Source organism: Arthrobacter sp. SLBN-112, assembly GCF_006715225.1.
Classification (GTDB): domain Bacteria; phylum Actinomycetota; class Actinomycetes; order Actinomycetales; family Micrococcaceae; genus Arthrobacter.
Window position 1 is genome coordinate 2,168,231 of sequence record NZ_VFMU01000001.1, and the last position, 16,626, is coordinate 2,184,856.

Here is a 16,626-nt window from a genome sequence, read left to right on the forward strand (position 1 = left end):
GGCGCATGCGCCATCCAGTGAGTGCCGTGCTGGCCGTCCTGTTAGGCACCGCCCTCGTGCTCGCCAACGTCTCGTTCCTCGGCACGTCACGCCCGCAGGCCTCGGCCGCAACGTCGGTGAGCCTGGGCTTCGCCGGTGACACCGGCGGCAACACCGTGACCGGCAAGGTGATCGATGCAGCACGCAACGCGGGAACCTCGGCATTTTTCAATCTTGGCGACCTGTCCTACTCCCAGATCACCCCGGAATCGGCCTGGTGCTCGTTCGTCAAGCAGCACGCCGGGTCCATGCCGTACGAATTCATCACGGGGAACCACGAGGATGACGGACCCGACGGGGTGTGGTCCAAATTCGCCTCGTGCCTGCCGGACCAACTTGGGTCGGTAGGAGACTATGCCCAACAGTTCTATACCGACTACCCGGCCAGCAGCCCGCTGGTACGGCTGATCATGGTCTCCCCGAAGCTGACATACAGCGGCAGCGGCCTTGACTGGTCCTACAAGTCCGGCACCCAGGGCTACAAGTTCGTGACGTCGGCAATAGACTCGGCGCGCGCTGCGGGGATTCCGTTTGTCGTGGTGGGCATGCACATGTACTGCCTGTCGATGGTCAACTACCCCTGCGCCGCGAGCCCGGACCTGATGAACATGCTGGTCTCCAAGAAGGTGGACCTGTACCTGCAGGCACACGACCATGCGTACGCACGCAGCTACCCGCTGGCGCTCAAGGGCAGCTGCACGGCCATCCCGGTCAGCAGCTTCAATCCGGACTGCGTGGCCGACACGGACCCCAACGGGCAGTTTGCCGCCGGGACCGGGACCATCCTGGCCACTGTGGGTTCAGGCGGCAGGTCGATCAACAGTGAGAGCAATACGACGACGGCACCTTACTTCCAGAGCTTCATGGGCAGCAACAACAACCCGACCTACGGCTTCCTGAATGTGTCGGTGACAAGCACCACTTTGACCGGTTCATTCGTCCGCGCTTCCGGCGGAACCTATACGGACAAGTTCACCATTACCCGGGCGGCGGCACCGTCGCCGAGCCCCACGCCGACACCCACAACGACGGCCACGCCAACTCCAACACCCACTCCGACCCCGACGCCCACCCCGACCCCGACAACAACGACGCCTCCGCCGACAACATCGGCAATCTCCGTCCGGTCGTCCGCCACGGGGTCCGGCGAGCTGACGGCGGCGGGTTCGTACACCGCGGCCCTGCCGGCCGGTTGGCAACCCGGCGACACGGTCTTCCTGTTCTCGCAGGTCACGGTCTCCGGTTCTGCCAACGTCACGGCCCCGGCTGGCTGGACGCGGGCGGTTGGTGACTTCACCAGCGCAAGCTCTGCATCGGCGCACCAGGCGGTCTGGTACCGCGTGATGCAGGCCGGCGACACCGCGCCGGGCGTGCCTGAACCAGCTTCCCGGTACGCCTGGTCAACCGTTGCGGTGCAGGGGGCAAACACCACCACACCGCTGGACGTCACGCCCGCCACGGACAACAACAGCGGGGTGGCTTACCCGGATGTCCGGGCTCCGTCCATCACCCCGGTAACGGCTGGAGCCCTGCTGTTGACCGCGCACGGCGTCAGGAACGGCACCAACTCGGCCACCACGTCCTTCACCCCACCGGCAGGGACAACTGAGCTGGGCGACGCAACATCCAACATCGCGGCCAAGTCGAACGCGGCCATCGAGGTCAACGCCCTCACCCTGACCGATACGTCAGCCACTGGAACGAAGACCGCCACCGCAGCCTCGAGCCTGGGTACGCTCGTCAACCAGTGCGGCTCGGCCATCGTGGTGCGGCCTGCGGGTCCGTGAGCGGACTCAGCTGAATGAAGCACGACGGCGGCACCCGGCTGGCGGTTTCTAGGGGTCGTTGCAACACTGCTGGTGTTATGTGGTCATTAGTAGATCACGGAGACGCTCGGCTGGGGTTTCCCAGTCGAGCGTTTTGCGTGGTCGGCTGTTGAGTTCCTGGGCGACGTGTTCGAGATCTTCGGGCCCGTAGATGGATAAGTCTGTGCCTTTTTCGAAGTATTGGCGTAGCAGGCCGTTGGTGTTTTCGTTGGAGCCGCGTTGCCACGGGCTGCCCGGATCGCAGAAGTAGACCTGCATGTCAGTGGCGATGGTGAAGGATTTGTGGGCTGCCATTTCCGCCCCTTGATCCCAAGTCAGAGAGCCCCTGAGGTGTTCGGGAAGACTTTTCATCGTGGCGATGAGGCCGTCGCGGACGGTTTCGGCGGTGTGGTCACCGGGCAGGTGGACCAGCATGACGTATCTGGTGGTGCGTTCGACGAGGGTGGCGATCGCGGACTGGTTGCTCGCTCCGGTGATTAGATCTCCTTCCCAATGTCCTGGAACGGCGCGGTCTTCGATCTCGGGTGGGCGTTCGGAGATCATCACCATCGGATCAGCGAAACGGGGCTGCCGTTGCTGGGGGTCCTTGTGGGCTTTACGGCGTGTCCGGCCGGTGCGCAGAGCTGCCTGGACTTCGCGCTTGAGTCCTCCGCGGGCCTGGAAGTAGAGGGCTTGGTAGATTGTTTCTGGGCTCACGCGCATCTCCGGGTCGTTGGGAAACTTCCTGGTCAGCTTGTTGCTGATCTGTTCCGGTGACCAGCGCCGAAGCAGTTTTCGCTTCACATATTTGCGCAGCCGGTGGTGCGTGACCAGCTTGCTGTCCTTGGGCCGGGGGCGACGGGCAGTTGCTGCTCGTTGGGCAGCATAGGCGTAGTACTTCCCATCGTTGACACCGTTTCGGGCCAGCTCCCGGCTGATTGTCGAGGCAGGCCGACCGAGCTCTCTGGCGATCTCCCGGACCGGTGCGCCGGTATTGCGGAGGTCGGCGATCCGTTCGCGGTCATGCAGCGTCAGGAACCGGGCATCCAATGGTTTTTCCAGGGCTGCCAGTGGGGGGAGCGCGGCAGAATCGGCGGTGGCTTCTGCAGTAGTCAACGTCATCACACCATTGGTGTAGTCGATCTGGCGCCCATCACGGTAGATTCGCCCATTCCGTGTCCTTCTGACGCCGTTGTCCCACTCCTGAGCCGCGCAGCGGCTAATGCCCAGTTGTTTGGCCGCTTCACGGCGGGTCATTCCAGCGTCGCGGAGCTTGCCGAAGTCCTCACGGCCGGGGCTGTCCGCGCGTTTCCGCGCGAGCCCTGCTTTCTGAGTCCACCGGTAACAAGTGCCACGGCTTAGCCCCAGTTCCGCGGCAGCAAGCGTCGTACTCCCGGTCCGTTTCAACGCCTTAAAGAACTCCTCTTTCACTTCCGGGGTCGCTCTTGGCCGCCGGGCGTTTAGGTTATCCACTCTGCCGACAGATATTCCCGCCTCACGCAGCCACCGATAGCACGCCGAAGGTTTGAGCCCGAGTCCAGCCGCAGCACGGGCAACGGTTCCCGCGCTTGCTAATGCCCGGAAGAACTCTTCCTTTTCCGCGGAGGTATAGCTCCTTCGAGGTGTCCTGCCCTTGCTTAAAGACGACATGGTCGTTGCAACTCCCAAAAACTTTAGGTGTTGCAACGACCACTAGAACTCAAGGCTTGGGTGCCGTCGTCGTTCTTGCCATCCACGGCCCATGCTGCTGCCTGAGGGCAGACACGAAAAGCCCCGCAGTACTTGTGAACTGGTCACTGAAGTACGCGGGGCCTTCCTGGCAACCACTCCGCCTGAGGGGGCCAGGCGGAGAAGCTGATCCCAACCCTAATAGCAAGCATGCTTACTTTTCAAGTTGCGACCTCGCCGTCCCGTAAGCTGTGTACACAGCGGGAACTCATTGGGGGAGAGTATGGACCGGTTGATCGACACTGACCAGAAACAGCAATTGGCAGCCTGGAACAAACGCTGCGCCACACTGTGGCTCAAATACTTCGCCATCGTGTTCTTGCCGCTGACGCTGCTGACGATGCCGTTCTTCCAGCTGTTCTACTACTTCCTGGATGTGACCGGCCCCCTGGTTTCCGGGGAACTGGTCTACGGCCAGCCGGGGTACTACGAGTACCAGGCTGCGAAGGACTGGTCGCTGGTTGTCCTGGCCGTTTTCCTCGTCCTGATCGGGGCGGTCTTCTACCTCAGCAACCGTTGGTGGAAGAAGGCGGTCCGCGAACTGGGGCTGCCGCCGGGCGGGGACCCCAGCAAATGGAACCGCTGGGTTTTTGGAAAGGCCCGGAACCCTTAGGGACCAGCAAGCGGGAAACCATCTGATGGCTGAAGCGCGAGCCGCCGTCGCAGGTTAGGCGCAGGAACCGGGAAGGATTCGCCCAGTCCGGCCGGAACGGGCATTTTCGGCAGGTGCAGGACGCTAGGCTCGTCCGTGGCGTCAGCGGCAATGGGGGCTGACGCCCCAAACCCTTCCTGCCCACAACCTGGGGACCTGCATGTCCGGCTACACGTCCATGTCCGCACCAACGCCGGCGTCCGACATGCGCTGGCCGGCCGCCGTCGTGCTTTCCGCCCTGCTGGCGCTCTTCACGCCAAGCCTGCCGGCGGCCGCCGCCGACGCCCTGGACGGCACCTCCAGCACTGCGGCCGCGCCGGATGCTGCCGTTGAGGCCGCGGACCTGCTGGCCACCCTTCCGGTGAAGGGCCGGGCGCCCAAGACGGGGTACGAGCGGTCGCTGTTCGGGCCGACGTGGGCGGACGTGGACCGGAACGGCTGCGACACCCGCAATGACATCCTCCAGCGGGACCTGACCGAGGTCACCTTCACCAGCAGCGTCCCCTGCACCGTCAAGACCGGAGTGCTCGCCGATCCCTACACCGGCACGGTCATCAACTTCCTCCGCGGCACCACCACCAGCAGCGCCGTGCAGATCGACCACGTGGTGGCCCTCAGCGACGCCTGGCAAAAGGGCGCCCAGCAGCTGACGGTTGAGCAGCGGACGGCGTTCGCCAACGATCCGCTGAACCTGCAGGCCACCGATGGCCCCACCAACCAGCAAAAGGGCGACGGCGACGCCGCCACCTGGCTGCCGCCCGCCAAGGGGTTCCGGTGCGGGTACGTCGCCCGGCAGGTCTCCGTGAAGGCCCGGTACGGCCTGTGGGTGACGCAGGCGGAGCATGATGCGATTGCGGACATCCTGGCCGGCTGCCCGGGTGAACCGGCGCCGGCGTCCGTCACGCCCGCCGCGGGGACAACAGTGGTCTACTACGCCAACTGCACCGAGGTGGTCACCGCCGGGGCGGCGCCGCTGTATGCGGATACTCCCGGCTACCGGTCCGGGCTGGACGGCGACGGCGACGGGGTGGCCTGCGAGGGCTGAGCACCCCGCCCGACGCCGCGCTCCTCCCGGGGTGTGCCATGCCGGAGGCAAGGTTAACGTGGCCTGTCCGGTTGCGTCTCTGGGGGGAAGTCTTTGTTCAGCGCGAGACCTGCGATGATTGCGCCGGCTAGGAAGAGTACAAACGGTGTTTGAAGAATCGGGCCCAGAAGCGCGAACCCCGAGTCCGCAATGGGTCTTGCCGCCGCGATGAGGCAGGCAATGTCCATCGCCAGGGCCACCAGGTAGCCGGCGATGAACACGACGATCACGGCGGGCGGCGTGTAGCCCTTGGTGAAGGCCCGCACTGCGGAGTCGTAAGCCAGGAACTTGAGTCCGATGAAAACCGGTGTGAAGGTCAGAAGATCCAGGACGTCCACGTTTTCCGGGAATTTCCGCAGCGGGACGTTCGCGCCGCCTTGGTAAACGCCCTCCGAAAAGTACCACCGGGTGCCCAGGTGGATCCCGATCAGCAGGGCTGAGAGCAGCCCGTACCGCAGCCATGTTCCACGCCGTGTCATCCCCATGGCCCAGTATGGCACCGGCAGGTCCGGCATCCTGCGGGATTTGAGGCAAACTTGAGGCTGCTCCCACCAACGAAAGCGGATTCCCATGATCACTCTCCAGCAGGACGCCGACGGCTTCATCCGGATGAACCGGCACTACCCGGCCGGCGTCCGGATCCGGATCGCCTTCAACGACGGCAGCGCCGGTGAGTTCTCGGGCCGGACGCTCAACAACGCCTATGACGCGGCGCTCGCGGAATTCCGCGGCAGGAACGGGCTGGACGCGCGGGGCTACAACCGGACCCCTGCCGGCCGCACCAACTCCGGCAACAAGATCGACTTCGTTCCTGTGCACCCGGGGATGGGGGAGTAGCTGGCCAGGCAGACCTCCAGGCGGTTGCGGTTAGCTTCCCCCACGGGACGTGGGGGACGGGACGGCCCGGAGTTGCGGGAAATCCGCTTCGCCTTCAGCGGCACGCGCAGAAGGATCCGGACCGCCGAATGATGGGCGCCGGCCGGACCGGTAGGCAGAATCGATGACGGGTTCGAGTTCGTCAAGCACAGTGTGGTTTCCGGGGAGGACCACATGGGCCAGGAATTCCGATTCAAGGGTGGCAATGCCCGCCGCCGCCGCTCCGAGCTTGGCGTCGATGGCCAGGGCCAGGGCATGCCAGGATTTGCGGTTGGCGCGTTCCAGGATTCTTGCGTTCGCTTCGTGGAGCCGGCTGTCCGCGATGTCCCCGCGGATCGCCAGGGCGCCTTCGGACTGCAGTATGGGCATGACAATCCGGAACTGCCTCCCGTCACCCTTGAAGGCGACGGCACTCAGGTTTCCCCGTTGAGTGAACGCAACCTCCGTTGCACCGTAGTTGGCGAGCGCCTGCCTGATGTGTTTCCGGGAAGCCTCGCTGCTGAAGGAGTCGCCCCGGGTGTAAGGACTGGTCATCTTCCAACTATGCTCCTCCCGGCCCCTCTTTCCTAACGTTGCCCGCTGGTGGCCGGATGCCTGATGGTGACCGTACCGGCGTCGCCATCAACCGTGACCTGCTGAACGGCGGCCAGCCGCTGCGTCGCCACCCCGGTGCCCAGGACGGCCGGGATGCCGTATTCGCGGGCCACGATGGAGCTATGGCTGAGCGGTCCGCCCACGTCCGTCACCACCGCTGACGCCATCGCAAACAGCGGCGTCCACGCGGGAGTGGTGATGCGGGCCACCAGCACCTCACCGGGCTGCAGCAGCCCGAAATCCCCGGGGCCCCGCAGCACGCGGGCCTGCGCGGTGACCTTTCCGGAGCTCGCGCCGGCGCCCTTGATCACATCCCCGGCCTGATGCTGGGAACCCGCGGGCATCCACGACCCGAACGACCGCTCCATCCATTTGCTCTCGGGCAGCATCTGCGGTGCCGCGGCCTTCGCCTGGCCCCGCCACAGCATCTTCCGCTCCTCCACGACGGCGGCCCGGACGGGACGGTCGGCCCCGGCAATGGCAGCGCCCCCATGGGAACCGGCTTCGGCGAGGCCGAAGTCGACGGCGGCCTGCAGCTCCTGGTGCCGCAGCCAGAACACGTCCTCCGTCGCGGCAAGCACGCCCGAGGACACCAGCCGCCGCCCGAGTTCCAGCAGCATGCGCCGCAGCAGCGGCCAGGCCAGTCCGACGTCGGCCAGCGCGTCTTCGCGGATCGGCGCCGCCTCCTGCGCCCAGCGGAGCAGTCGGAAGAACAGGGCACGGCGGTGGCGCCCCAGCCGGGCGGCCATCTCCCGGGTGAGTTCCTCCCGGCGTTCGGTCAGCTGTCGCTGCCGCTCATGCGGATCGATGCCCTGCCCCCGGAGGTAAAACCTCACCGTTTCGAGCTGTGCGGACGGGTCATCGGCCGGAACGGGCGTGGCGAAATCCAGGTTGTAGACGGCGTGGCCGTAGAGGTCCAGGTGCTCCTGGAAGGTGAAGCGCCATTCCTGCCACAGGACGTCCTCCACCCCTCCCGGCGCGGAACCGGTCCGCTGGCACTCGGCGAGTTCCGCCGTCGGCCGTTCCAGCAACGCCGCAGCCAGCGCGGGATCGCTGCGCGCCCACCCTGCCAGGTCGTAGAGGGACTTTTCCCCCCGGATGGGTTCGCTGTCGAAGCCCAGCAGGAACGCCTGGGCCGGGGGATCGCCGTCACGCCGCACTGCCTTGTCATAAAAGGCCCGGAAGGAGAGCTCGCTCATGGCGGCGAGCGGGATGATGGACTGCACGGCGGTGTAGTAGACGGTTCCGGCGTCCAGGAGCGCCTGCACCCCGGTGAGCAGCCGATCGCCGGAGAGTTCCAACGGCGGGGTCACGGACCAGTCCCTGACCACCCGTTCGTAGCGTGGGTGCGAATAGTCGCGCCAGCCGGTGATGCCCATGTGCGCCTTGCCGCTGAACAGCGCGCCCAGCGCCGGGACCGTCTTCCCCGTCATCCGCAGCATGGCCAGGTTGCGGTAGTAGTAATAGGCGTAGCCGTTGATGGTGGGAAACCGCACCTCGCCGTCGCGCACGGATTTAGGGCCCAGCATCTGGTTCATCAGGGCAGACAGCGAGCGGGTCACGGAGCCGTCGATGAGGTCGGCGAAGAGCGGGGTGAGCGGGTCCGGCATCTGCTCCACGATGCTCGCCCGGAAATACATCCCCTTGGGATAGGGCACCGGCCAGGTATCGGGGACGTCGGCCGCGGGTTCGGGCAGCGCGGTGATGGGCCGGGACTGCAACAGGAAGAACCGGCGGCCGGCCCGCGCCCATTCGATGTCCTGCGGCGCGCCAAAGTGGTCTGCGCTCCGCTGGCCGTAGCGGGCGAGGTCGGCTGCCGCGGCATCGTCCAGGACGGGCGCACGACGGCGGGCTTCCGCCACCGGCTGCTCGGCCGTTCCATTCTCCGCGGGCACGGTCATGACCTCCTTGTCGGCTGTTTGCCGAGAGAGGACCCGGCCCGTGGCGGACTCGACCACCAGGTCGTCCGTGGTGACCGTGCCGCTGACCACGGCCTCGCCCAGGCCCCACGCGGCGCTGATCACCGTCTGGTCGCGGCGGCCGTTCGCGGGATTGGCGGTAAACATGACCCCGGCCGCGTCCGCCTCCACCATCTGCTGGACCACGACGGCGAGCCGCACCTGGTCAGGACGCACGCCTGCGCGGGCACGGTAGGCCATGGCGCGTGCCGTCCAGAGCGACGCCCAGCAGCTGATGACGGCCTGGGTCAGTGCCTTCGTGCCGTTGACGTTCAGGTAGGTTTCCTGCTGGCCGGCGAAACTGGCGGATGCGAGGTCCTCGGCGGTGGCGGAGGAGCGTACCGACACTGCCGTTTCCCGGCCGAGCTGTGCATAGGCTGCTTCGAGTTCTGCGGCGATTCCGGCCGGCATGGTGCCGCCCCTGAACAGCGAACTGATCCGCGCGGAGGCTTCCTCGTAGTCCTGCGGCGACGCGCTCGGATTCAGCGTGGCGAGCTCCTGGATCGCCGCCTCGAGCTGGTTGTGCGTGACGAAGTCCTGATAGGCGGCCGTGGTCAGGACAAACCCCGGCGGGACGGGCAGGCCGGCCTGGATCAGGCCGCCCAGGCCCACCGCCTTTCCGCCGGCCAGGGCCACATCCTCCTGCCGGACATCGCCCAATTCCTTGACGTACGTCATGAAGATGCGTCCTTGGTGCCCGTTCCCGGACGGATGAAGAAAGATGGTGCGCAACATTCTGGCACCGTGCACGTCGCGCGGCTATAGGGGGTTTAGATGATGGCGGGCTGGTCAGGGCCGGCGGCGCCGCCGCGGAGTAGCTCTCCTCCAGGAGCGGGTCCACGGGCGCGGCGATGGATAAAGAACTCGGCGACGGCCAGGCTGAGCACCCAGGAGGCTCCGATCAGCAGAGCCCGGCTGAGCTCAGTGACCGGCCCCACCAGCGCGATCCAGGGGAGGGTGACCACCACGATGGTTCCCTGGGCAATGCCGATGGCGTACGCCCGGGACATCCACTCGCTGTGCCGGACGTAGTTCCGACCCCGCACCGCGATGAACCCCAGGATGATGAACGCCACCATCGCAGACCCGAACACCAGCCGAAGGACCAGCAGCAGTGGCCCGTCCAGTGGTGGCAGGTCATAGAAGACGGCCATCCACAAGCCGGACAGCGCGGCGAGCAGGCCGGTTGGGGCGAGAATGCGGCCGGCAACCTTGTGCCAGCTGGCCCTGCCGCGCTTGCCCCGGCGGAGCGGGGGAACGAACTGGAAGGCGCCCAGCACCAGATACAGAGTGACTGTGGGGATATGGATCAGCACCGGAAGGGGTGAATCAAAGAACCTGGCGTTTTCCGGTGTTACCTGGCCGCCCGCCAGCTGGGTCAGGCGTAGCGTGCCGGCCAGGATCGGGACGAGGCTGAGGAGGATCAGGGCGGTTGGAATGAACCAGCGGGCCCTGGGGGCGGGGCGGGAACGGGGAATAGCTGCGGTGTTCATGAGTTGGCTTCTCCGGTCCTGCCGGTGGCGCCCGCCGGGCTTTGACCTTGGGTTCGATTGGTCATGCAATGGGTTGAGGGCTGGATTCCAGCAAAGATGGCCGGAACAACAGCGCCCAGCAGCGCCTATTCATACCGCCTACGCTCAACGTACTGCACTTGGTTGCGGTAAGCGATAGGCGGCGGCCTGTGCCGGAAGGATGTTCCGGCACAAAGGGGCTATCACCCCCCTTATTGACTGGCAGCAGCAGGAGGAATAGCTTCAGCCTTAGCGGGGCCATTCACCCCGTTTCCACGGATAGGGGCCGGATCTGGGCCGCTCCTGCACGCACACCGTAGTGAAACCGCAGTGAGGATCCAGGGAAGGACGAACCATGCCGAAGTATCTGTTTGAGGCCACCTACATGGGCCAGGGCATCAAGGGGCTCATGCAGGAGGGCGGCACCAGGCGACGCGATGCGCTGACCGAGGCCTTGAAATCCGTGGGCGGGACGCTGGACAGCTTCTACTACGCCTTTGGCTACTACGACGTCCTGGGCGTTTTCGACGTGCCGGATGACGCAAGTGCCGCGGCGTTGTCGCTGCTGATCAATTCCAGCGGTAGCGTCAACGTCCGCTTGAAGCCGCTGCTGAGCGTGGAGGACCTGGACGAGGCCGCCAAGAAGACGCCGTCCTACCGCGCGCCGGGACAGTAGGGCTTGGGACGGTAGGAAAGTTAGGCACCTTTTGCCAGCGGGTCGCCGTCGTGAATTACGACGCCGGCCCGCTGGCTTGGCGCGTCACGACCAGCCAAGAGTATCGCTGCATCTGCTGTGTTAGGTGGAACCATCTCCTGCCAGCCCTTCCGGGTAAGCAGGGGGAAGAACGATCGGAGCAGAACGCCGCCCGTAATGGGACGTTTCCTCAAGCGGCGGGATCTTCAGACCGGATGAGCGTATAAGGGTATTCGTATAGTCAATGTTTCTGACCCAGGAACCACCCGTCCGCCCTGCCCCCGAGCTGTTCTTGAAGACCTCACGCCCAGGAAATAACCAATTGCGCTTACCGTCGAGGATTTCGTCCACGACCCGCATGAGCGGCAACCGCGTTGCCCGCAAAGTTCCCGATGACTCATCCAGTCTGGCAATAGTTCCTGAGACTTCCATGACCGGCACAGAACGGGGCGCTCCTGGTTCCCATGGCGTCAGGGTTCCGTATGGCTTCTCAAAAGTCCTCACCCTGATGAATGCGCCGCGTCCCAAGTAGACCTGTCGCAGCATTTCAGGCGATAACTGGGCCGAGTCGGTTATTAACCATATGACCTCGTGGCCGAGGGATAATCTATGCTCAGTGCGCTTAAAGATGTTCGTGTCCCAGCGCTGGATCTCGACAGCCAGAGATCGATTTGTGTCGTGATTGAATATGAGAACATCTGCATTGGACTCGTAATCCTCGACGATTGCCTGCATATGAGGTCGTTTCGAGACCTGCTTGGCTATTTCCTGCTGGTACCAAAGATGTTCGTCCGACATAGGTCCACCCCCGCGAGTGGAGTGGTCTGCTGAACGGGCCGTGAAATGTCGACAGTCAATAGACCCTGCTGCATTACGAAAATGGCGCGTGCCTTGCCGGTCTACAGCGACAAGCTTCACGCCGCAACGCTTTACCGGGCATTTAAGCAGCGGTTTGCGATTCCGGATATAGGCCCAGTCACCCTCGACATGGACGTTGTAAATCTTTCCGTTTGGTTCATCCCATAAAACAGCATCCTGTTTGGATCCTGGAACTTGAACTTCCACATGCTTCTGGCCCATGATCCCCCCGGAACATCAATGAAAAGGAAATCCGATTGCGTCGTTAGCATAAGTTCCACCGCTGACAATCTCGGCTGCCGCCTTCCCTTCAGCTGAGTTAGTTAATGCCAGTCAACCCGCGCAAGCAGGCAACGTCAGCCAGCTCACCGACTGGGTGCTGGATCTTCCGAACCCACCCGCCTCACACCAGCTGCAGCCCGTCGGCCACCACCCGTCCCCGATGGATCACGGTGCGGCCGGGGAGCCTATCCATGACGGCCGCGGTCACGGAGTCGCCCTCCAGGAGCACCAGTTCAGCCGGATCACCAACAGCAAGCCCCGGCCGGTCCGCGACGGAGCCAAGCCGCTGCGCCCTTGGGTCGATGACACTGGCGCCGCCGATGGTGGCCACGGCCGCGCAGTGCTCGATCAGGTCGTCCGCCCGGAATTTGTTGGTGAACGCCAGCTGCCAGGTCCGGTCCAGCATGTCCGCGTTCCCATAGGGGGACCAGTAGTCGCGCTGGCCGTCCTCGCCAAGGCCCACCCGGACACCGGCGGCCACCAGCTGCTGCAGCGGCAGCGGCCACCCGGCCGGGGCCACGGTGGCAACGGAAACGTCCAGGGCGCCCATCTGGCCGATGAGCTCCTGGAGCTCGCCGGCGGGCAGTTCCGCCAGGCAGAAGGCGTGCGAGATGGTCACCAGCCCCTGCATGCCCAGCGCCTTGGTGCGGTCCAGGATCAGCTGGGTGCTGAACAAGCCCAGCTGGCCGGGTTCGTGCAGGTGGATGTCCACCGGCAGGCCGTACTTTTCCGCCAGGCCGAACACGATGTCCAGGTGCCGCACGGGATCGCGGTCCAGGGCACAGGGGTCAATCCCGCCCACAACATCGGCACCCAGTTTCAGTGCCTCCTCCAGCACCTCGGCGCTGCCCGGCTCCCGGAGCAGCCCGGCCTGCGGGAACGCGATCACCGCCACGTCCGCACGGTCCCGGTGCGTTTCCCGGGCGGCGAGGACGGCCTCGAAACGCTCCAGCCCGGCATCGGGGTCCACCTGGGCGTAGCTGCGCACGCGCGTGGTGCCGCGCTCGATCATCGCGCCGAGGGTGTGCGTGGCCCGTTCGGTGATGGAGGCTTCGGCATCACGCCAGTTCCGGCGGTCGTTGAGCATCATGTTCCACAGGCCGGGCGATCCCGTGTGCGGGCGGAAGGGCAGGCCCAGCCGGGTGGAGTCGAGGTGGACGTGGACGTCGGAGAAGGACGGCAGCAGGATCCGGCCGCGGCCGTCCACTGCGTCAGCGCCGGGTGAAGCAGCCCCGTCCAAGGCGGAGGGCCCGACGGCGGTGACCGCCCCGCCGTCGAGCGTTACGTCAGTGGCGTCCCCGCCCCAGGGACGGACGTTGGTGAGAACCAGGGTCATGCGGTTCAGTCTAGGGCTGGGAGGCCCGGGCGTTGCTGGGAGCGGCAGGTAGGATCGGAGGACTGCCGAGGGGGTCGGCAGCATTTTTTGGGGGAACTTTTCATGAAATCCACGCCGTCACGCCCGTTTGCCAATCCGCTCCCGGCTGCCCGGAGAGCGCTGGGTGCGGCCGCCGCGCTTTTACTGGCGTCCGCCGTCGTGGCCGCTCCTGCATATGCAGACGAATCGAAGGCCCTTGACGCCGTCGGCCAGCCGGTGGGTGTTGCCACCGGGCCGGACGGCACCCTGTACGTCAGCGACGAAACTTACCCCGGCGGCGTCAGCGTCTACAAGCCGGGGGAGACCGCGCCGTCGCGCACCATCACCACAGGTAATGGTCCTTCGTCGCTGGCTGTGACGCCCGACGGGACGCTGTACGTGGCGCAGAGCGAGGGCGCCCAGTCGGAAATCGGCATGGTGGCGCCCGGCGCGGACCAGGTCTCGCTGGTCATGAAGGTGTCCTTCGGCAGGCACCGGCTGGTGGTGGGGCCGGACGGATCGCTGTACGTGGTCAATCCGGAGGAGAACTCCCTGTCCGTGGTGAAGCCGGGCGATGCGTGGGTGCACCGGACCATCCAGGCCGGCCGGTATCCCGTGGAGGTGGCCCTGGCCATGGACGGGACGGCGTATGCCGCCAACCAGCTCGCGGGCACCGTGACCGTGATTCCCGCCGGTGCGCCGTCGCCGTCGCACACCATCGACGTGGGCGCGGGGACCCACCCGCACGGGATTGCGGCGGCGCCGAACGGAACCGTCTACGTGGCCAACATCATGACCAACGAGGTGGCGGTGATCGAGTCCGGCGGCACCGCGGTGGCGCGGCGGATTCCCGTGGGCAAGGCGCCGCAGGAGGTGCTGGCTGCTGCCGACGGAACCGTGTACGTGACCAACAGCCTGGACGACTCCGTCTCCGTCATTCCCGCCGGCGCGGCGGCTGCCACGCGCACCATCGCCGTCGGCGATGACCCCGGCCGGATGGTTGAGCGCGGCGACGGATCCGTGGTGGTGGTGAACAGGCGTGGCAAGTCCCTGACGGTGCTCGACGGCGGACCGGCCGGCACTGCTGCGCCGGTCACCCCGGGCGGGGGAGAGGCGGCGGTGGACGACGGCGGCGGCATTCCCGGCGACGCCGTGATCGCCCAGGGTTCCTTTGATGTGGCTCTTCCGGCCGTTGCCGCCGGTTCGGGCCTATTGTCCCTGGCCGGTGCTGCTGCGCTGGTTGTGGTGCTGCGGCGCCGCCGGAAGGTCAGCGGCGCTGTCCACCCTGGGTAAGGGGGGTGCGGGATGGGTGCCGTAGACGGAGCAGATTCCTCGGGTAGTCCTGGCGAAGCAGCAGGACCAGACCGGCCGCAAAAATGGGATTGGGCAATGTCCAGATGCCCAGCGGGGTGATGAGGATCAGGAAGATGATGGCGCCGAGCAGGCCAAGCCTGGTCCGGCTGCCTCCGCTTAATATCAGCAGCCCGATGGCCGTCTCTCCTGCCGCTGCCAGGACCCCAACGGCCTGTGGCGCGGGAGCCACGAAAGTCTGGAAAACCCACGCATAAAAGGGGAGCAATGCACCATCCGTGCCGAGCTTCACGAACTGGTCCGGGGCGGCCATACTCAGGACGACGTTGACGCCTATGGCCATGATGATGAAGAAGATCCCGACAAAGACCCGGGCCGCCCGCGGCCTCATTAGGCAAAGTACCAAAACCGCCGTGCAAAATATCGCCCAGGGAATCAGCTGCTCCATCGAATCCGTCTCCTGGCTTCCGTGCAGTGGAACATTCTAAGAATCAGGAATTCAAAGATTTCCTGGTTAGAAGAATGGCCGCCGCTGCCCCCCGAAGTAAGAGCCGAAGGTCCTCGACGCGCCCATGAGTTTTGGCGGTCATTCAGCCTAAGGCGAGGAGGGAAGGTGGGCGCTGAGGAAGAATCCTTTATCTCTCGGTCCCCATTCAATGCTTCCTCCCGCGACCTCCACTCTCTCCTTAAGCCCCAGGAGCCCGTAGCCTGACGTACCGTCAAGATGATTCTCGGGCCTGCCGCCCCCGTCGTCGGAAATGTTGAGGGTCAGCGTCCGGGGTTCCCACCGGAGATCGACGAGTGCATTCGTTCCCGATCCGGCGTGCTTGGAAATGTTCGTCAGCGACTCCTGCACCACCCGGTAAGCGGCATGGCCTACGCTGGGGTCCAGCTTCCCAGCTTCTCCGGAGGCTTTCACGTCCACCTGCACTCCTGCTGAACGGACCGGCTCTATCAGCCCATGAATGTCACTCAGCGTCGGCAGCGGGCTTTGCTGTTGTTCGTCCGCCGTCGCGTCGTGCGGCTTCAACAGCCTCAGCAGCCGTGCCAGTTCCTGTGTGGCCTCTGTACCGACGGATTCGATCACTTCCAGGGCCTGGGCGGCACGTTGGGGATCGGTGTCAATAACCCTGCGTCCACCGGCGGCGTGCAGCATCATCACCGTGACGGCGTGGGAGACGATGTCGTGCAGTTCCGCGGCGATGTGCGCGCGTTCCTGGGCGATGGCGGCTTCAGCCCTGCGCCGTTCTTCCTCCAGAGAGTTGATGCGGAGACGGTTTCGTGCCACAAAACGGCCAAAGGCCCACGCCCCTCCCAGCCAGACGGCCCCGGTACCGATGAACCACAGATCCTCATCAAACGGCCTGCCGCGTGAAGTGATCAGGACAGGGAAGGCAACTGCGGTAATGAGGGCTGTCAGGGACTGCCGAAGTGGGCGATCGGATGCCACTGCGGCCAGCGCAACCAGGACAGTGGTTATCGGCATGTACGGGACCCGGTAGACCTCTGAGAAGTTGAAGTACGCCGGAGTGAGGAAGACTACGAAGATCGCCTGATGCAGCAAGAGCCCGGCGAAAACCTTCACCGGGGCGCGGTGCCTCCAAAAGAGTGGGATGAATCCGATCGCCACGTAAACAAAAGCCGCAACGGCCAGGACTCCGGAGAGCGAGCCGGAGGTGGCCGGAAAAAAGCTGGCGAGCTCGAGGGCAAAGGCCAGCAGCACGACCGCGAAGTCTGCCCTGGTGAAGCCAGGTGACCGGTTCACCCCCGCCGGACCGGAGCGTGCCACCTTGGACATCGACAATTTTTGGACCACTGTCCACCTCACAACGGGTTCTCAATCAAGGCTGTGCCTCTGCCCCCAGTGTGCGCCCGGGCCG

At 65.2% G+C, this 16,626-nt stretch carries 15 protein-coding genes; 6 read left to right on the forward strand and 9 right to left on the reverse strand.

Annotated features, from left to right (window positions below):
- Nucleotides 1-5 precede the first annotated feature (5 nt).
- Nucleotides 6-1,826: a hypothetical protein gene (locus FBY33_RS20345; RefSeq protein ID WP_160141947.1), complete on the forward strand. Its 1,821-nt coding sequence runs from the start codon at nt 6-8 to the stop codon at nt 1,824-1,826.
- A 75-nt stretch (nt 1,827-1,901) separates the two neighbouring features.
- Here the strand turns inward: FBY33_RS20345 and FBY33_RS10120 are convergent, their stop codons facing one another.
- Nucleotides 1,902-3,101, reverse strand: coding sequence for an IS30 family transposase (locus FBY33_RS10120; RefSeq protein ID WP_142032406.1), 1,200 nt, complete (start codon nt 3,099-3,101; stop codon nt 1,902-1,904).
- A gap of 694 nt (nt 3,102-3,795) precedes the next feature.
- On the opposite strand from FBY33_RS10120, the gene FBY33_RS10125 reads away from it, so the two are divergent.
- Both FBY33_RS10125 and FBY33_RS10130 read left to right on the forward strand, forming a co-directional pair.
- Nucleotides 3,796-4,185, forward strand: a complete 390-nt coding sequence (locus tag FBY33_RS10125; RefSeq protein ID WP_142030453.1) for a hypothetical protein — start codon at nt 3,796-3,798, stop codon at nt 4,183-4,185.
- A 199-nt stretch (nt 4,186-4,384) separates the two neighbouring features.
- Nucleotides 4,385-5,269 (forward strand): GmrSD restriction endonuclease domain-containing protein, encoded by an 885-nt coding sequence (locus tag FBY33_RS10130; RefSeq protein WP_142030454.1) that lies wholly within the window; start codon nt 4,385-4,387, stop codon nt 5,267-5,269.
- Nucleotides 5,270-5,322: 53 nt separating this feature from the next.
- On the opposite strand, the gene FBY33_RS10135 is transcribed toward FBY33_RS10130, so the two are convergent.
- On the reverse strand, nt 5,323-5,793 hold the full coding sequence (locus FBY33_RS10135; RefSeq protein WP_142030455.1) for a hypothetical protein: 471 nt from the start codon (nt 5,791-5,793) through the stop codon (nt 5,323-5,325).
- Between the two features lie 85 nt (nt 5,794-5,878).
- Between FBY33_RS10135 and FBY33_RS10140 the strand changes: the two genes are divergently transcribed.
- Complete coding sequence (locus FBY33_RS10140) at nt 5,879-6,145, forward strand: hypothetical protein (protein ID WP_142030456.1); 267 nt, start codon at nt 5,879-5,881, stop codon at nt 6,143-6,145.
- Between the two features lie 30 nt (nt 6,146-6,175).
- On the opposite strand, the gene FBY33_RS10145 is transcribed toward FBY33_RS10140, so the two are convergent.
- From FBY33_RS10145 to FBY33_RS10155, 3 genes are all read right to left on the reverse strand, one after another.
- Entirely contained in the window at nt 6,176-6,718 is a 543-nt protein-coding gene (locus tag FBY33_RS10145; RefSeq protein ID WP_235010517.1) for a hypothetical protein, read from the reverse strand.
- 32 nt (nt 6,719-6,750) lie between these two features.
- The gene (locus FBY33_RS10150) at nt 6,751-9,414 is read right to left on the reverse strand and encodes a PEP/pyruvate-binding domain-containing protein (protein ID WP_142030457.1); all 2,664 of its coding nucleotides are present in this window, start codon (nt 9,412-9,414) and stop codon (nt 6,751-6,753) included.
- Nucleotides 9,415-9,506: 92 nt separating this feature from the next.
- The gene (locus tag FBY33_RS10155; protein ID WP_142030458.1) at nt 9,507-10,229 is read right to left on the reverse strand and encodes a DUF2306 domain-containing protein; all 723 of its coding nucleotides are present in this window, start codon (nt 10,227-10,229) and stop codon (nt 9,507-9,509) included.
- A 373-nt stretch (nt 10,230-10,602) separates the two neighbouring features.
- Between FBY33_RS10155 and FBY33_RS10160 the strand changes: the two genes are divergently transcribed.
- Nucleotides 10,603-10,923, forward strand: coding sequence for a GYD domain-containing protein (locus FBY33_RS10160; protein ID WP_142030459.1), 321 nt, complete (start codon nt 10,603-10,605; stop codon nt 10,921-10,923).
- A 120-nt stretch (nt 10,924-11,043) separates the two neighbouring features.
- On the opposite strand, the gene FBY33_RS10165 is transcribed toward FBY33_RS10160, so the two are convergent.
- On the reverse strand, nt 11,044-12,021 hold the full coding sequence (locus FBY33_RS10165) for a hypothetical protein (RefSeq protein WP_142030460.1): 978 nt from the start codon (nt 12,019-12,021) through the stop codon (nt 11,044-11,046).
- A 181-nt stretch (nt 12,022-12,202) separates the two neighbouring features.
- The gene (locus FBY33_RS10170; protein WP_200831356.1) at nt 12,203-13,417 is read right to left on the reverse strand and encodes an amidohydrolase; all 1,215 of its coding nucleotides are present in this window, start codon (nt 13,415-13,417) and stop codon (nt 12,203-12,205) included.
- A gap of 102 nt (nt 13,418-13,519) precedes the next feature.
- Between FBY33_RS10170 and FBY33_RS10175 the strand changes: the two genes are divergently transcribed.
- Entirely contained in the window at nt 13,520-14,728 is a 1,209-nt protein-coding gene (locus FBY33_RS10175) for a virginiamycin B lyase family protein (RefSeq protein ID WP_142030461.1), read from the forward strand.
- Here the strand turns inward: FBY33_RS10175 and FBY33_RS10180 are convergent.
- Both FBY33_RS10180 and FBY33_RS10185 read right to left on the reverse strand, forming a co-directional pair.
- The gene (locus FBY33_RS10180; protein WP_235010518.1) at nt 14,703-15,137 is read right to left on the reverse strand and encodes a hypothetical protein; all 435 of its coding nucleotides are present in this window, start codon (nt 15,135-15,137) and stop codon (nt 14,703-14,705) included. The genes FBY33_RS10175 and FBY33_RS10180 overlap by 26 nt on opposite strands.
- A gap of 204 nt (nt 15,138-15,341) precedes the next feature.
- Entirely contained in the window at nt 15,342-16,544 is a 1,203-nt protein-coding gene (locus FBY33_RS10185; protein WP_142030463.1) for a sensor histidine kinase, read from the reverse strand.
- Nucleotides 16,545-16,626 lie beyond the last annotated feature (82 nt).

Excerpts from the sequence above, each read along its gene's own strand:
- FBY33_RS20345 (WP_160141947.1), top strand. The coding sequence starts at position 6 with ATGCGCCATCCAGTGAGTGCCGTGCTGGCCGTCCTGTTAGGCACCGCC.
- FBY33_RS10120 (WP_142032406.1), bottom strand. The coding sequence starts at position 3,101 with ATGACCCGCCGTGAAGCGGCCAAACAACTGGGCATTAGCCGCTGCGCG.
- FBY33_RS10125 (WP_142030453.1), top strand. The coding sequence starts at position 3,796 with ATGGACCGGTTGATCGACACTGACCAGAAACAGCAATTGGCAGCCTGG.
- FBY33_RS10130 (WP_142030454.1), top strand. The coding sequence starts at position 4,385 with ATGTCCGGCTACACGTCCATGTCCGCACCAACGCCGGCGTCCGACATG.
- FBY33_RS10135 (WP_142030455.1), bottom strand. The coding sequence starts at position 5,793 with ATGGGGATGACACGGCGTGGAACATGGCTGCGGTACGGGCTGCTCTCA.
- FBY33_RS10140 (WP_142030456.1), top strand. The coding sequence starts at position 5,879 with ATGATCACTCTCCAGCAGGACGCCGACGGCTTCATCCGGATGAACCGG.
- FBY33_RS10145 (WP_235010517.1), bottom strand. The coding sequence starts at position 6,718 with ATGACCAGTCCTTACACCCGGGGCGACTCCTTCAGCAGCGAGGCTTCC.
- FBY33_RS10150 (WP_142030457.1), bottom strand. The coding sequence starts at position 9,414 with ATGACGTACGTCAAGGAATTGGGCGATGTCCGGCAGGAGGATGTGGCC.
- FBY33_RS10155 (WP_142030458.1), bottom strand. The coding sequence starts at position 10,229 with ATGAACACCGCAGCTATTCCCCGTTCCCGCCCCGCCCCCAGGGCCCGC.
- FBY33_RS10160 (WP_142030459.1), top strand. The coding sequence starts at position 10,603 with ATGCCGAAGTATCTGTTTGAGGCCACCTACATGGGCCAGGGCATCAAG.
- FBY33_RS10165 (WP_142030460.1), bottom strand. The coding sequence starts at position 12,021 with ATGGGCCAGAAGCATGTGGAAGTTCAAGTTCCAGGATCCAAACAGGAT.
- FBY33_RS10170 (WP_200831356.1), bottom strand. The coding sequence starts at position 13,417 with ATGACCCTGGTTCTCACCAACGTCCGTCCCTGGGGCGGGGACGCCACT.
- FBY33_RS10175 (WP_142030461.1), top strand. The coding sequence starts at position 13,520 with ATGAAATCCACGCCGTCACGCCCGTTTGCCAATCCGCTCCCGGCTGCC.
- FBY33_RS10180 (WP_235010518.1), bottom strand. The coding sequence starts at position 15,137 with ATGAGGCCGCGGGCGGCCCGGGTCTTTGTCGGGATCTTCTTCATCATC.
- FBY33_RS10185 (WP_142030463.1), bottom strand. The coding sequence starts at position 16,544 with ATGTCCAAGGTGGCACGCTCCGGTCCGGCGGGGGTGAACCGGTCACCT.